At 38.8% G+C, this 13,185-nt stretch carries 21 protein-coding genes; 20 read left to right on the top strand and 1 reads right to left on the bottom strand.

From position 1 onward, the window contains the following. The first annotated feature begins 4 nt into the window (after positions 1 to 4). Genes C7E02_RS02070 through C7E02_RS02060 form a run of 3 tightly spaced genes read left to right on the top strand, consistent with a single transcriptional unit; the run spans position 5 to position 2,248 of the window. Positions 5 to 802 carry an antA/AntB antirepressor family protein gene (locus C7E02_RS02070; RefSeq protein WP_105308700.1) on the top strand — a complete coding sequence of 266 codons (798 nt, stop codon included), beginning with the start codon at positions 5 to 7 and terminating at the stop codon, positions 800 to 802. A gap of 12 nt (positions 803 to 814) precedes the next feature. Beyond that, positions 815 to 1,471: a Rha family transcriptional regulator gene (locus tag C7E02_RS02065; RefSeq protein ID WP_105308699.1), complete on the top strand. Its 657-nt coding sequence runs from the start codon at positions 815 to 817 to the stop codon at positions 1,469 to 1,471. An 18-nt stretch (positions 1,472 to 1,489) separates the two neighbouring features. Beyond that, positions 1,490 to 2,248 (top strand): phage antirepressor KilAC domain-containing protein, encoded by a 759-nt coding sequence (locus tag C7E02_RS02060; protein WP_105308698.1) that lies wholly within the window; start codon positions 1,490 to 1,492, stop codon positions 2,246 to 2,248. Positions 2,249 to 2,427: 179 nt separating this feature from the next. On the opposite strand, the gene C7E02_RS02055 is transcribed toward C7E02_RS02060, so the two are convergent. After that, complete coding sequence (locus C7E02_RS02055; RefSeq protein WP_105308697.1) at positions 2,428 to 2,778, bottom strand: DUF6173 family protein; 351 nt, start codon at positions 2,776 to 2,778, stop codon at positions 2,428 to 2,430. 89 nt (positions 2,779 to 2,867) lie between these two features. Between C7E02_RS02055 and C7E02_RS02050 the strand changes: the two genes are divergently transcribed. The 17 genes from C7E02_RS02050 (at position 2,868) to C7E02_RS01980 (ending at position 13,179) form a co-directional block, all read left to right on the top strand. Further along, positions 2,868 to 3,341, top strand: coding sequence for a helix-turn-helix domain-containing protein (locus C7E02_RS02050; RefSeq protein ID WP_105308696.1), 474 nt, complete (start codon positions 2,868 to 2,870; stop codon positions 3,339 to 3,341). Continuing rightward, complete coding sequence (locus C7E02_RS02045) at positions 3,325 to 3,552, top strand: hypothetical protein (protein WP_105308695.1); 228 nt, start codon at positions 3,325 to 3,327, stop codon at positions 3,550 to 3,552. The genes C7E02_RS02050 and C7E02_RS02045 overlap by 17 nt, the downstream gene beginning before the upstream one ends. A gap of 109 nt (positions 3,553 to 3,661) precedes the next feature. Further along, positions 3,662 to 3,814, top strand: a complete 153-nt coding sequence (locus C7E02_RS19150; protein ID WP_158682969.1) for a hypothetical protein — start codon at positions 3,662 to 3,664, stop codon at positions 3,812 to 3,814. Between the two features lie 117 nt (positions 3,815 to 3,931). Next, on the top strand, positions 3,932 to 4,099 hold the full coding sequence (locus C7E02_RS19145) for a hypothetical protein (protein WP_158682968.1): 168 nt from the start codon (positions 3,932 to 3,934) through the stop codon (positions 4,097 to 4,099). 15 nt (positions 4,100 to 4,114) lie between these two features. Beyond that, positions 4,115 to 4,324 carry a hypothetical protein gene (locus C7E02_RS02035; RefSeq protein ID WP_105308693.1) on the top strand — a complete coding sequence of 70 codons (210 nt, stop codon included), beginning with the start codon at positions 4,115 to 4,117 and terminating at the stop codon, positions 4,322 to 4,324. 81 nt (positions 4,325 to 4,405) lie between these two features. Next, on the top strand, positions 4,406 to 4,591 hold the full coding sequence (locus C7E02_RS19140) for a DUF6906 family protein (RefSeq protein WP_158682967.1): 186 nt from the start codon (positions 4,406 to 4,408) through the stop codon (positions 4,589 to 4,591). After that, positions 4,578 to 6,593 carry an AAA family ATPase gene (locus C7E02_RS02030; protein ID WP_158682966.1) on the top strand — a complete coding sequence of 672 codons (2,016 nt, stop codon included), beginning with the start codon at positions 4,578 to 4,580 and terminating at the stop codon, positions 6,591 to 6,593. Before C7E02_RS19140 ends, C7E02_RS02030 begins: the two co-directional genes overlap by 14 nt. A 1-nt stretch (position 6,594) precedes the next feature. Further along, the gene (locus C7E02_RS02025; protein ID WP_105308691.1) at positions 6,595 to 6,972 is read left to right on the top strand and encodes a hypothetical protein; all 378 of its coding nucleotides are present in this window, start codon (positions 6,595 to 6,597) and stop codon (positions 6,970 to 6,972) included. Between the two features lie 11 nt (positions 6,973 to 6,983). Further along, positions 6,984 to 7,190 (top strand): hypothetical protein, encoded by a 207-nt coding sequence (locus tag C7E02_RS02020; RefSeq protein WP_105308690.1) that lies wholly within the window; start codon positions 6,984 to 6,986, stop codon positions 7,188 to 7,190. Further along, positions 7,191 to 8,222 carry a hypothetical protein gene (locus tag C7E02_RS02015; RefSeq protein ID WP_105308689.1) on the top strand — a complete coding sequence of 344 codons (1,032 nt, stop codon included), beginning with the start codon at positions 7,191 to 7,193 and terminating at the stop codon, positions 8,220 to 8,222. It abuts the gene before it with no gap. A 2-nt stretch (positions 8,223 to 8,224) separates the two neighbouring features. Further along, positions 8,225 to 8,614 carry a YkgJ family cysteine cluster protein gene (locus C7E02_RS02010; protein WP_105308688.1) on the top strand — a complete coding sequence of 130 codons (390 nt, stop codon included), beginning with the start codon at positions 8,225 to 8,227 and terminating at the stop codon, positions 8,612 to 8,614. Positions 8,615 to 8,629: 15 nt separating this feature from the next. Further along, positions 8,630 to 9,085 carry a hypothetical protein gene (locus C7E02_RS02005; RefSeq protein WP_105308687.1) on the top strand — a complete coding sequence of 152 codons (456 nt, stop codon included), beginning with the start codon at positions 8,630 to 8,632 and terminating at the stop codon, positions 9,083 to 9,085. A 29-nt stretch (positions 9,086 to 9,114) separates the two neighbouring features. Next, the gene (locus tag C7E02_RS02000) at positions 9,115 to 9,852 is read left to right on the top strand and encodes an MBL fold metallo-hydrolase (protein ID WP_105308686.1); all 738 of its coding nucleotides are present in this window, start codon (positions 9,115 to 9,117) and stop codon (positions 9,850 to 9,852) included. A 166-nt stretch (positions 9,853 to 10,018) separates the two neighbouring features. After that, positions 10,019 to 10,444, top strand: a complete 426-nt coding sequence (locus tag C7E02_RS01995; RefSeq protein WP_105308685.1) for a single-stranded DNA-binding protein — start codon at positions 10,019 to 10,021, stop codon at positions 10,442 to 10,444. 22 nt (positions 10,445 to 10,466) lie between these two features. Next, the gene (locus tag C7E02_RS01990; protein ID WP_242978720.1) at positions 10,467 to 11,111 is read left to right on the top strand and encodes an ERCC4 domain-containing protein; all 645 of its coding nucleotides are present in this window, start codon (positions 10,467 to 10,469) and stop codon (positions 11,109 to 11,111) included. Then, positions 11,112 to 11,906, top strand: coding sequence for a phage replisome organizer N-terminal domain-containing protein (locus C7E02_RS01985; RefSeq protein ID WP_105308684.1), 795 nt, complete (start codon positions 11,112 to 11,114; stop codon positions 11,904 to 11,906). Continuing rightward, complete coding sequence (locus C7E02_RS01980; RefSeq protein WP_105308683.1) at positions 11,899 to 13,179, top strand: replicative DNA helicase; 1,281 nt, start codon at positions 11,899 to 11,901, stop codon at positions 13,177 to 13,179. The genes C7E02_RS01985 and C7E02_RS01980 overlap by 8 nt, the downstream gene beginning before the upstream one ends. The last annotated feature ends 6 nt before the right edge of the window (positions 13,180 to 13,185 follow it).

The following is a 13,185-nucleotide window of genomic DNA, read 5'->3' as shown; positions in this document are numbered from 1 at the left end:
AGCAATGAATGGATTACAACGAAACACAGATTTTCTCACGCCGATAGAAGTTGAACTTGGTGTAGACGAAAACGGAATGACAACAGCTAAGAAACTTTATAATTTCTTAGAGCTGAGTCCTAGTAATTATTCAAAATGGTGCAGAACAAACATCGTAGAAAATAGTTTTGCGGAAGAAAACGTTGATTATTGGGCATTCGTACTTAATGACGAATGGGGCGGACAGGCTACGACAGATTACAAATTAACCGCTCACTTTGCAAAGAAACTTTCCGTAAAAGGAAACAGTGAAAAAGCGGAACAGGCGAGAGAGTATTTCGCAACAGTAGAAGAACGTGTGAAACAGAAAGCAATCGACTTAACACAGCTATCGCCGGAATTGCAAATGTTTAATAAAATTTTCCAGTCAGTAGCGGAACAGCAGTTAGAGCAGAAACGACAAGCCGAGAAAATTGCGGAAGTCGAGAACAGAGTAGATTCCATAAGAGAAGTGGTTTCGCTGAATACGACTTCATGGAGAGATGATACAGGAAAGATTCTTAAAAAGATCGGAACATCGCTAGGCGGTGGACAGATGTACAGTCAAGTAAGAAATGAAAGCTATGAGTTGCTCGAAAAACGAGCACATGCTGACCTTAATCGTAGGCTTGTTAACCGGAAAAGAGCAATGGCGGAGGAGGGAGTCAGCAAGAGCAAGCGAGAGAGACTGACTTATGTTGATATTATCGCAGATGACGTGAGGTTAATTGAGGTATATACAGCAATCGTGAAAGAAATGGCTATTTGTTATGGTGTGGTATAGGAGTGACAAATAATGAACAACTTAGTCTATCTGAAAAATGATGAACCAGTATGTAGTAGCTTGCAAGTAGCTGAAAAGTTTGGAAAAGAACATCGAAATGTATTGCAGAACGTTGATAATCTCATTGCTGAAAATCTAGCAGTGAAAAGCATGTTCAAGCTTTCTTCATATAAAGCTGATAATGGTCAAAGTTATAGACAGTTTTATATGAACAGAGATGGCTTCTCACTTTTAGTAATGGGATTCACTGGAAAGAAAGCGCTGGACTGGAAATTGCAATACATAAAAGCTTTCAATCAGATGGAGAAATTTATCAGAGAAAAACAGACTCAGACATGGATTGAAACTAGAAAAGCTGGCAAGCTGACACGTAAGGCTGAGACAGACACCATCAAGAATCTTGTTAAATATGCAAAAACGCAAGGTAGCCAACATGCAGATAAGTTGTATATGACCTATTCAAAGTTGGCAAACAAAATGGCAGGAGTTTCCAAGAGAGATGAAGCTACGGTGATGCAACTTAATAATCTGTCTCTTATGGAACACATAATTTTATGTGTGATCGATGCTGGAATTATTGATGGGAAACATTACAAAGAGATTTACCAAGATTGCAAGAAGCGTTTAGAGACAGTAAAAGATTTAGCATATCTGGAACAAAGCGCGTAAAAGTTAGAAAGGAGAAAAATGAACGAATTACTAAAAATCAATTATGACACAGAGACTCCAACAGTCTCGGCAAGAGATTTGCATGAAGCTCTTGGAATTAGAGAAAGATTTAGCTTATGGTTCTCAAGATACTCAGATGTATTTGAGAATGAAGTAGATTATCAGAGTGTAGGCAAACCTACGGTTGTAAACAACGGTGCAAAACGCACGATTGATGACTACTTATTATCAACAGACATGGCAAAACATATTTCCATGATGACTAAAACTGAAAAAGGGAAAGAGATGCGTCAATACTTCATTGACCTGGAAAAAGCCTGGAACACACCGGAACAAATCATGGCAAGGGCGCTCAAGATGGCAAGTCAATCAATCGAGTCTCTGAAAGACAGATGTAAATTCCTTGGAGATCAGGTCGTTGAACAACAGCAGATTATCACAGAGCTACAACCGAAAGCGAATTATGTGGATAAGATTTTGCAGTCTAAGTCATTGGTAACTATCACACAGATTGCAAAAGACTATGGCATGAGCGGAAGAAAGTTCAATCAAATTCTTAAGGAATTAAAAATTCAGTACAAGGTTGGTGGTCAATGGGTTCTGTATTCCAAATATCAGAATAATGGATATGTTCACAGCAGGACAATTGATATTACAAGAGCTGGTGGCAGACCAGATGTGACGATGCAGACAGAATGGACGCAGAAAGGCAGATTGTTTCTGTATGAGGAGTTAAAGAAACATGACTATATTCCGGTGATTGAACAGGTGGCATAGAAAGGATTAGCGTATGTATTCGGAATCAGAAAGAAAAAAGATACAAGAAAAAATACAGGATCCCGCAAATGTTTATACAGGAATGAATATGTCGCTCGGATATGCGTTATATGATGCTATGCTGTTGCAATTAAATGAACTCCATCGAATCAGAAAATCAATGGAGTCCATAGAGAAAACTATTTCGGAGCAACAAAACCGATAGTTCGTTTGGGTCTGTCAGGTTCTTTTTCGATAGATGTAAGCAGAAAGTTTAATTGACTCACATGCTGAATAAGGGTTGAGAATTTGCCGTTTACATATCCTTTGAATACCATAAGGACGGATTCCTCATAACTTATTTGAGTAACTTGCATTGTGACTGATTGACCGAAATTGGTAAGCATAATCCCAACTTCATGTTCGGAATCAAGAGAATTCTCAAAATTTACGATATATTTCTTCAATATATCAAATTGAGTGTCTGAATACGAGTAGGCTATCGGCGCAGGTGGAATGTCTGGAAGAGTAACAGTTGGTATATCAAACATAATAATACTTCCTTTCTTAGATAAAACTGCATTGCTAATAAAACCATTATATCGGAAATCATTAGTATTTTCAAGAAAGGAGATGTGGAATGTACGAAAAATTCAAACAACTACTAGAGGAAAGAGGAATTACTGCTTATCGCGTGGCAAAAGACACAGGAATACCCCAAACAACTTTCTGTGACTGGAAAGCAGGAAGAAGTAATCCAAAAACTGAAAAGTTAGAACGAATTGCTAATTATTTCGGTGTAAGTATTGGATATTTCTTTGGATATGAAGATGAGAATACAAATAAATACGGATATATCCCGGAAAGGGAAATCATTATTCATATTGGGGAAAAGGAAAGGCATGGTAATGCTGCCCCGGTAAGAGTATACATTGACGGAGAAAAAATTGAAAATCTCAAAGGATTTCAGTTTGAAGCAAAACTTGGTAAGCCACCGGAGATGATTGTGAAGAAAGCGTTCATAAATGAGTTTTACCGAGGATATGCTCCGAAAGTTGTTAGAACTAATGAAGCACAGGAGGAACAGGAGAATAAAGATGTTGATGCAAGATAAAATCAAAACATTAAGCGGTCAGGTTTATGAGGACATTCAGAGTCTTAGAGAATCTGGTAACTATGATGTAGAGAAGAGACTTGGTGTTGAGATTATGGCGTTGAACGCATTATGTAATGCAACAAAGACGATCGCGCTTAGAGTAACCAACATTTCAGAATTGAGATGCGATAAAAGGATTTGTTCCAGATTGGAAGAGGAAAAAGAATGAAGAAAGATAGTGACTTTTGGATATTCTACTTAATTGGCTGGATAGGAACAATGCTTATTTTACGCATTGTAACAGCTCTATAAGATATGTAGCAGAAAGGGGAAGCTTTATGGACGAAAAACTCAAAAGAATAGAAGCCGAATTAAAAAAACTCGGAATTAATACTGTTGATGATTTGAATAGGGACATCAAAAATCAAGAAAAGCTAGACTTATCTCTTATGGTTTCACAACTTCCGGAGAAAAAGAGGATTGCAGGATGATTGAAGCGGAGATAAGTTGTAGCACATGCGAATTCAAGAATCACTGCATGGAGCGTAGCCGTGAATATCCATGTATTGATTATAAACCGCAGACAAAGGAACAGGAAAGGAGACGGGATGGAGTACGTAGAACTGAGACAAGATACGCCACTGGAGAAACGGCGCAGAGTACATCAGCTTGAAAGAGAGCATGAGGTCCTTACATATAAAAGTATGATACTTGTCATTGGAATACTGGCACTGGCTACAGCCTTTGTGATTATGTGTCGAATATCAATTATGTAGAAAGGAGAACTAAGCATGGGTGTAATGAAAGAAATTCCCGTATTAATGACCGATAAGGATTTTGACTTGGAGTATAACACTCTCAAAATCAAGATGGAAGATGAAAAACAGAAAGGGCATGACTGGGGTATGAGAATATCTTACTTGATCGGCTGGACTACTGGTGAAACAGCTCCAATACATACACCGGAACAACTGGGAAAGATATTTGCTCTTGCAGATTAAAAACGCGCGCTCGGAAAAAGGAGTTTCCCAAAACGCGCAAAATCAAAAAATTACCAATTTCATATTAACACAGGAGGACTTATGAAGCAACCAAAAAAATTAACACTGGCAAATAAAAAGTTGCTTGGTGAACTCGGATTGAATCCGAATGAGTGGATGAATCTGTTCGAAGATGATTTGTACTTACATATTGTCAAAAAGGACAGTTCAGATAGAAAAATCATTGATAAAACAAGGAGGACGATTACAAGACATGAAGAAGATTAAGCTACTGTCTATGCGCATTCAGAATTTCAAGGGGTGTAAGGACAGAACAATAGAGTTTGAAGATAAGACCAGAATTTCCGGGGCAAACGCTACTGGAAAGACAACCATTTTCGATGCATTCACATTCCTGTTGTTTAATAGGGATTCACTTGGAAATACAGACTTTGATATAAGACCGTTGGATGCAGATGGAAAGATGATTGATAACATTGAGATTTCCGTTAAGGCAAGAATTTCTGTAGATAACGATGAATACGAGCTGAAAAAGGTCCAGAAGCAGAAATGGGTAAAAAAAAGAGGGACAGACACAAGAGAGTTCCAGGGCAACGTAAATGAATTTGAAATTAACGGATACCCGAAAAGTCAAAAGGATTTTAAAGACTTCATTTCTGGAATCGTTGATGAGGACGTATTCAACATGATTACAAATCCAAATGCTTTCAATGCATTAGCCTGGAAGAAACAGCGTGAAATCCTTATGAAATTTGTTGGAAGCTTCTCTGACGTGGAAATTGCAGAGGGATTAGATGAGAAGTACGCAAAACTTATCCCGGAGCTGAAAATTGCAAGCACAGAGGATATTTTAAAGAAATATACCAAAGCAAAAATTATTTTCAATAAAGATATGATTGAAATTCCGGCACGTATTGATGAAGTGTCTAAACAACTTGTGATTGCAGATCTTCCAGCACTGGAAGTTGAAAAGACAGCGAAAGAAGTTGCATTACAGAAAGTCGAAGATGAAATTTTTGGTGGTGCCGGAAAGCTTGAAGAAATCAATAAGAAGCGTGAAGAGATTCTTAATCTTAAATTTCATATTTCTGAAATTCAGAATGAAGAGAATCAGAAGCTCTTTGATAAGTCAAAAATCGTTCGAGATAATCTGAATGCGAGAGATCGAGAGCTGTCGAATGTAAAGCGTGAAATTGGAAATCTTTCTGATGAAATTAAGGCAGTTCATAACAAGTATGAAGCACAGGAGCGTGAAAAAGACCGATTGCTTGTGGAGTGGCGCTCTGAAAAAGCAAAGACATTTCCTGAGTTTGTTCCGTTAGACCCGTTGCCGGAAAGAGCAACTATTTGTCCGACATGTGGTCGTGAGCTTGCTGAAGATGTGAAGAAAAAGATATTGGATGATTATGAGGCTAGAGTTGAGGCGCATCAGAACAAGTACAGTGAGGACAAGGCTAAATTCGAAGAGGCTAGGGCAAAGAAATTAGAGCAGATTGAGAAAGACGGAAAAGAGGCAGCAGCTTCCAGGGATAAGCTCAAGGCAAATGAAGCTGAACTTCACAAGAAAATGGACAAGTTGAATATTCAGTTAGCTGATACTCAGAAGAAATATGATGATGCTAAAGCTGAGCTGGACAAATATCCAACTAAGGCTGATATTTCTGAAAACGCAGAATACAAAGCAACTAACGAGAAAATCTCGGCACTTGAAAAAGAAATTGAAGAAATGAGTGCAGAATCTACTGGAAAGACTGAACTCGAAGCGAAAAAAGCAGTTTTGAAAGATGAAATTGCTGAGATTGCTGGAAAGATTATGGCAGCAGACAACACTAAAGTGAAAGAGCGTATCGCAGAACTTGAAGCTGAACAGAAAGTAGTCGGACAGAAACTCGCAGAACAGGAACAGATGATTGACCTTGTGGAAGATTTTATCAGATCGAAAATGAATATGATTTCACAGAAAATCAATGAAATGTTCAAGATTGTTTCGTTCAAGCTCTTTGACGTACAAATCAACGGTGGCATCAAGGAAACTTGCGAATGCACTGTAAATGGCGTGCCACTGTCCAGTCTGAATAACGGCCATAGAATCGTTGCAGGACTTGATATTATCCATTCATTGTCAAATCTGTATGAAGTTAGTTGCCCGATTTTTGTAGATAATGCAGAAAGCATTAATGACTTCAATGTGCCGAAGATGGATGCACAGATGATTCATTTGACGGTAACCGATGATAAGGAATTAAAAGTAGAAAGCGAGGACAAGTAAGATGATTAAAATTGATGAGGGAAAATTCAATGCAAAAGGTGATCTCTTTAAATTAAACGTAGAATTTGAGGTTCTTTGCAGATGCTTTAGAGAGATGTTAGTAGAGCGCCTTGGAGAAGATGAAGCAAACGCAAAGTTCGATGAACTTATTGCAAATTCCAAAATGGCAGAAGAAGAGAGACTAAAACTTGTAAAAGAAAACTTTTCAGCAGGACTTGATAATCTTTTTAAGGAATTAGCTAAGAAACTCAGCGAAGAAGATGAAAAAGTTGAGTCAGAGCCAAAGCGGGAAGAGAAATTAGTACCAGAATTTAAACCAGAAGAGCCAACTGGAAAGAGCGCATTTGCTAATTTCCTTAATGATTTTTTGAAGTTTTAGGAGGCGTGTAGATGTTTATTAAAGTGAAATTTCTGAAAGATGGTTCTCCAGCCGGAAGAGAGTATACATATGAAAGCTCTGACAATATAAGAGCTGGAGATGAAGTGTCTGTCCGTGGAACCGCAGCAGTTGTAACAGAGATTAATGTGCCGGATGAGGAAGTTGCCTCATACCGGAACAAAATCAAAGAAATTGACGAAAAAGTGGAGGAAGCGTAGATGGCAGAGAAAAATGAAGTTGCTAAAAAGCAAGAATTTACCACTGGTTTGAGCCAGTGGACAAACACAATCACCGGACTTGTTTCAAGAGATTTCGAGCAGAATGGCGTTCAGTATGATGAATATTCCAAACAGTGCGCTATGAACGCTATGGGAGCTATATTCCAGTTAGTTCAGAATACAGACAAGGTAGATATGAATAACCTTAATAATTCCAATCTGAGAGAGGTTGTTGCTCAGTGTGCAAGCCTTAAACTTAATGCCAATGCGATGCCGAGAGAGGTTTTCTTCCAGCTCAGAAGCAAGCAAGTTGGCGGTCAGTGGGTAAAAATGGTTGAGATGGGCGTTGAAGGTGATGGAAATGACGCCATGTTGAGACAGTTTGGAAATAATGTCGATACGGTTTATCCAGTGTGGCTTGTAAAAGAGGGTGATGATTTCACATATCCTCGCAGAAGAGGAATTGATATTGAGCCTGCTGAGTGGACTCCAAAAGGATTGTCGGACAAGACAGTAAGAGTTGTGTACCCAGTAAAGCTGAAAGACGGAACTATTGATTATCTGATTGCCGAAAGAGAACCAGTAAGAACAAATTTGATCGCTCACATCAGAAACAATCTTATGAATGAGACTTTTGGTATTTGTGAGAATCGCTATAAAGCTACTGATAAGCAGAAAGCGGAAATCAAAGCTAAGAAAGAAGAAATTCTTTCAGTTTTCAGAGCGTGTGAAACGGTAGATGATATGCTGAAATGCGAATATGCAGTAACGCCATATGTGAGTGCAGCTTGGCTTGATACACCAGAATCAATGATTGTCCGCAAAATGCGGAATAATGCTATCAAAAAATTTCCAAAAGACCTCAACAGTATGGCATCAAACTCATTATTACAGCTGGATGAAACATACAAAGCATCACAGGAAGAGATTGCGCAGAACGAAAACTCGCAGGAATTTGCAGTTGAAGATGAAGCTGTAGTAGCTGAATCTGAAGCTGTTGAAGTGGAAACACCGGAATTTGCAAAGGAGTAGCCATGGTAGTTCAAATGAAAAACTTAGAAGATGCCATTTCTGACATGAAGAATGGTAAATACGACTTTACAAAAGACGGTGAATGTATTCAATGTGGCGCTTGCTGTTCAAATTATTTACCAATGACTAAACGTGAAGTTGCGAGAATCCATAAGTATATCAAAGACAACAATGTAAGGGAATATCAGCATTTATTCCCAGTAGCAAAAGAAGTTGTTGATATGACATGTCCGTTCATGGACGATTCAAAGCTGAAAGAGAAATGCAGAATCTATCCAGTAAGGCCAGAGATATGCAGACAGTTTACTTGTAAGGCTGATAAAAAGCCATTCAAGATGAAAGCCATAAGGTATGAAGTGGTAGATGTTAGGAAGGAATTTTTCGGTGAATAGGGAGGTGCATATAAAATGCCAAATTGGTGTGAAGGAAGTTTGAAAGTTCGTGGAACAAAAGAAAATATGACGAGATTTATTCTTGAAGGCTTACGTCCAGTTGGATTCCTTGGTGAAGAAAAAGAAAAGCTGAAGCTGGATGAATATGGCGATATTAATTCAAATGAAACATGTTGGATTGAAAACACAAGAAGGGGATTTGTCAAAGGTGTAGAAGTTTATCTTTCTGAATATGAAGATGATGAAACCTTTGTTGAAGTCTTTGATTCCAAGTTTGCATGGGGAATTTCAGCAGATGAACTTCTGAAAACATGTGAAAAATATCATGTTGATATGAAAATTCATGGTTTTGAAATGGGGATGGAATTCAATCAGGACATTGAAATTGTTGATGGGAAAATTCTTAAAGACGAAGAACTTCACTTCGAAAATTATCAATGGGATTGCATCTGTCCAAATATGGGCGGTTGATATGACATCAGAAAAGGAAGGTGTTTTTAGTGGTAGTAAAAACAATTAACTCCGGTTCAAGAGGAAATGGTTATGCTCTGATTTCAGGGGAAGATGTTCTTCTCCTGGAATGCGGTGTGCCAGCTAAGGAAATGCTGAAAGCTATTGATTATCAGACTTCCAAAGTAGTCGGATGCATTGCAAGCCATGTCCATTCTGATCACGTTGGCTTTATCAAACAGTATATGCAGTACGGCATCAAAGTTTACACATCAGATGAAGTGCAGTCAGATATTGAAACAATTATGGGTGAAAAGACAATCGGATTGCAGCGCATGAGACGAAAGAATTTTCTTGGTTGCTTTTCAGTTGTCCCATTCCGTGTACCACATGGAGATACGGAGTGCGACGGATGGCTGATTGATACGGCAGAAGGACGTGTTTTATTTATTACCGATGCAGAGTATTGCCCGTATGATTTCTCGAAAATGAACATCAATTATGGACTAATCGAATGCAACTATTCTGAGGATTATCTTAGTACAGATGATAGTGGTTCTAAAAACCACCACGTATTAACTGGACACTTAGAGTTACAAACGTGTAAAAGGCTCGTACAGAGCATTAACAGTAATAGCCTAAGAAGCATAGGCTTGATACATTTAAGCGCTGGAAATGGCAATCCACGGCGTTTCAGAAACGAGATAAGTGAACTGGTTGACTCAGATGTGGACATTTGGATTGCTGAAAAAGGCACTGAGAAAGAATTTCGGCTAACACCGTTTTAGGAGGCAAGATGATTTACGTATTTTAAATGCTGCATGTGCAGTAATGGAATTTGCTTGCTTTAGAATGGCAAGCGACAAAGTATCTAAAGGCTTGTTTTTAACAGCTTCAATTTTATTTGCATTATCAGCGATTTTGCGCTTGATATAGAGAAAGGTGGAATGACTTATTAATAAAGTAATTCTTATGGGGCGCCTCACACGCGATCCAGAAATCAAATACACACAGGGTGGAAATTCTATGGCAATTGCGAGATACACACTGGCCGTAGATAGACGATTTAAAAGAGATGGAGAACCGACAGCAGATTTTATAAATTGCGTTGCATTCGGAAAAGCTGCTGAGTTTACTGAAAAGTATTTTCGACAGGGTTTAAAGGTTGTTGTGACCGGACGTATCCAGACAGGAAACTATACGAACAAAGATGGACAAAAGGTATATACAACAGACGTTGTAGTGGAAGAACAGGAATTTGCGGAAAGTAAAGCTACGAGTCAGCAGAATCAGCAGAAACCAAGCGGACCGGCTCCGGATAACTCAGATGGCTTCATGAATATTCCAGACGGTATTGATGAAGAATTGCCATTTAGTTAAGCCTTAAGGTAGGTGATGTGATTTGATATTGATTAGTGATAAGGGGCAGCAGAAAGGAAAGCATCTTGATAAAGAGCGTTACTGGAGAAATCACGGGATAGAGGTATTGTATATGCCTCTTCCCTGTGGAGATTACATAATCGCCGATGATAAGGTTATGGATGTAATCAATCGAAAGAAAGAGCGTGGCATTCCAGTTAAAAAGATGGATTTTCTTGGGACATACAATGTGACTGTTGACACTAAGAAAGACATCCAGGAACTCGTAGGAGATGTTTGTGGAAAGCAACATGCAAGATTCCGTGATGAATGTATTTTGGCTCGAAATAACGAAATTAAGTTATATGTGCTGGTGCAGAATGTTGGTGGATATCTTACCAGAACGAAAGACATATACAATCCGACAATTACTCGCTTGGAAGATTTGCATAAGTGGAAAAATCCAAGATTGTTTGAAATGAAGAATAGTAATGAGATTATCGGATATTACAGCAGTGGCAGACCTAAGTATAAGCGTGTTCAAAAGAATCCAAATGCAACTAAAGGTGAAACACTTATGAAAGCATGTATGACCATGCAGAGGAAGTATGGAGTTGAATTCTTATTTTGTCATAATTCCGAACAGGGCGAAAAGGTAATTGAATTACTCCAGAAAGAGGTGAGTTAGGTGGCAGACGTAAAATGGGTAAAAATCACAACCGATATGTTTGATAATCGGAAGATTAAACATATTCGGAAATTACCGGAAGGTAATAATATTATCCTCATTTGGGTGATGCTTCTGAGCCTTGCTGGTAAATGCAATGCTTCTGGAATGATTTTTCTGACTGAAAATATCCCGTACACAGAAAAGATGTTGGGTGATGAACTCGGATTTGAAGAGAGCGTAATTAAAGTTGCGCTGGCAGCACTTGAAAGTTTTGGAATGATTTGCAGAGACGGAGACCAGCTGTTTATAAGCAATTGGGAAGAGTATCAGAATGTAGATGGAATGGATAAGATTCGAGAGCAGACCAGGAAGAGAGTAGCTAACTATCGAAGCCGTAAAAAACAAGAGTTGTTGCAGGAAAATCCAACAGATTGTGACAGTAACGTTACTGTAACGCATGATAACGCAATAGATATAGAAGAAGATATAGATAATAATATATGTTCATCGACAAGCGAGGAACATGTGCAAACAGACACTCGAAAAGAGGATTTTGAAAAGATTTACGCAATCTATCCGAAAAAACGAGGAAAGTCCAGAGCGTATCAATTATATTGCCAATGGTTAAAAGGAAGAATGATTAACGGCGAAAGAGTTAAGTTGACCAATCGGCAAATGTACATCGGTGTAAGAAATTATGTCAGGCAACAGGAACAAGAGCAACCCGATCAACAGTATTGGAAAAATTTTGACACGCTCATGGGGCAATCACTCCTTGATTACTTAGAAGAGGAGCGTCAGACAGATGAGTGATATGGTTGAAAAGTCAGTTGTATGTGCGATTTTAGTGGATCCTGATTCCTTGAGCACAATATACGAACAGGTGAAGCCGGAAATGTTTGCCAATCCATTTTGCCAAAGCATGTATGTTGAAATTTTACGAGCATATGATACTGATCAGCAGATTTCCATGATTGAGATTGCTCAAAAAGTGCAGAGTGATAATCTGCCACTGGAATACATCGTGGAAGAACTTAAGGGTATCATGCCAGATGTTCACGCTTACAAGATTCGCAATTACGCGAATGCACTGGTGGCTGATTACAAGACTAGGCGTTTGAATAAAACATTATCGCAGACAGTATTAAATGCTGGAACGATTGATAATCAAATCGGCGAATTGATGCAAGAACTGGAAGCCCTAAAAGCGAACGACACTGTAAAGATTCGACCGCTCAAAGATGTGGTCGATGAAGAACAGGGCAAGTATTTCAAGGAACCGGAAGTTGAGCCGTTATATACAGGATTTAACAGACTGGACGATGCTCTTGGCGGACTGGAAGGCGGAGACATGATTGTTGTTGCAGCGCGTCCAGCAGTTGGTAAATCAGCGCTTGTTACTCAAATTTCAATGAAGTTGGCTAAGCAGAACAAAAGGGTTGCGTACTACAACCTTGAGATGTCCGATAAACAGGTCTATGAACGTTTGGTGTCCAGAACAGGCGGTATTGATCTTACGAGACTTCGAAGAGCCAGAAACTTCCTTGGAGATGAGAAAGAGAAATTTAGTAAGGCAAATGAAGAATTGAGAGAATCACCTGTATTTCTTAGAAGTGGTTCTGTATCGGTTGGGGAAATCAGAAATGAATGTAAACACATGGATTTCGATTGCATCATCATTGATTATATTCAGCTCTTACAACCAGATTTCCGATATCAGAACAGGGCAAGCGAGGTTGGCGCAATTTCAAAAGCTATAAAAGCACTTGCTATGGAGTTAAACATACCAATCATAGCATTGTCGCAGCTGAACAGGGCAAGCGAAATGAGAACAGATAAGGAACCTACAATGGGAGAACTGAGAGAGGCAGGAGATATTGAGCAGGACGCAAGTATCATTATCATGCTATGGAATATCTACGACAAGAAGAAAGGCTTAAAGGTTGAGAAGAACCGACAGGGAACATTGATAAAAGAGGTTATTATTTTTGAGGGCAATAACATGATGTTCAAGGAAACAGATGAATCATTAAAAGATATTGCCAAAGGCTTTCGAGAAGTTCAAGACGCCACTCCGTTCGATTAGGTGATA

Source organism: Dorea sp. Marseille-P4042 (assembly GCF_900290215.1).
Taxonomy (GTDB): Bacteria; Bacillota; Clostridia; order Lachnospirales; family Lachnospiraceae; genus Dorea; species Dorea formicigenerans.
Note: the sequence above shows the minus strand (reverse complement) of the source record. Positions and strands in the feature narration are given on the sequence as shown.

Coding starts and splice junctions, on each gene's coding strand:
- C7E02_RS02070 (WP_105308700.1), top strand. CDS start 5: ATGAATGGATTACAACGAAACACAGATTTTCTCACGCCGATAGAAGTT.
- C7E02_RS02065 (WP_105308699.1), top strand. CDS start 815: ATGAACAACTTAGTCTATCTGAAAAATGATGAACCAGTATGTAGTAGC.
- C7E02_RS02060 (WP_105308698.1), top strand. CDS start 1,490: ATGAACGAATTACTAAAAATCAATTATGACACAGAGACTCCAACAGTC.
- C7E02_RS02055 (WP_105308697.1), bottom strand. CDS start 2,778: ATGTTTGATATACCAACTGTTACTCTTCCAGACATTCCACCTGCGCCG.
- C7E02_RS02050 (WP_105308696.1), top strand. CDS start 2,868: ATGTACGAAAAATTCAAACAACTACTAGAGGAAAGAGGAATTACTGCT.
- C7E02_RS02045 (WP_105308695.1), top strand. CDS start 3,325: ATGTTGATGCAAGATAAAATCAAAACATTAAGCGGTCAGGTTTATGAG.
- C7E02_RS19150 (WP_158682969.1), top strand. CDS start 3,662: ATGGACGAAAAACTCAAAAGAATAGAAGCCGAATTAAAAAAACTCGGA.
- C7E02_RS19145 (WP_158682968.1), top strand. CDS start 3,932: ATGGAGTACGTAGAACTGAGACAAGATACGCCACTGGAGAAACGGCGC.
- C7E02_RS02035 (WP_105308693.1), top strand. CDS start 4,115: ATGGGTGTAATGAAAGAAATTCCCGTATTAATGACCGATAAGGATTTT.
- C7E02_RS19140 (WP_158682967.1), top strand. CDS start 4,406: ATGAAGCAACCAAAAAAATTAACACTGGCAAATAAAAAGTTGCTTGGT.
- C7E02_RS02030 (WP_158682966.1), top strand. CDS start 4,578: ATGAAGAAGATTAAGCTACTGTCTATGCGCATTCAGAATTTCAAGGGG.
- C7E02_RS02025 (WP_105308691.1), top strand. CDS start 6,595: ATGATTAAAATTGATGAGGGAAAATTCAATGCAAAAGGTGATCTCTTT.
- C7E02_RS02020 (WP_105308690.1), top strand. CDS start 6,984: ATGTTTATTAAAGTGAAATTTCTGAAAGATGGTTCTCCAGCCGGAAGA.
- C7E02_RS02015 (WP_105308689.1), top strand. CDS start 7,191: ATGGCAGAGAAAAATGAAGTTGCTAAAAAGCAAGAATTTACCACTGGT.
- C7E02_RS02010 (WP_105308688.1), top strand. CDS start 8,225: ATGGTAGTTCAAATGAAAAACTTAGAAGATGCCATTTCTGACATGAAG.
- C7E02_RS02005 (WP_105308687.1), top strand. CDS start 8,630: ATGCCAAATTGGTGTGAAGGAAGTTTGAAAGTTCGTGGAACAAAAGAA.
- C7E02_RS01980 (WP_105308683.1), top strand. CDS start 11,899: ATGAGTGATATGGTTGAAAAGTCAGTTGTATGTGCGATTTTAGTGGAT.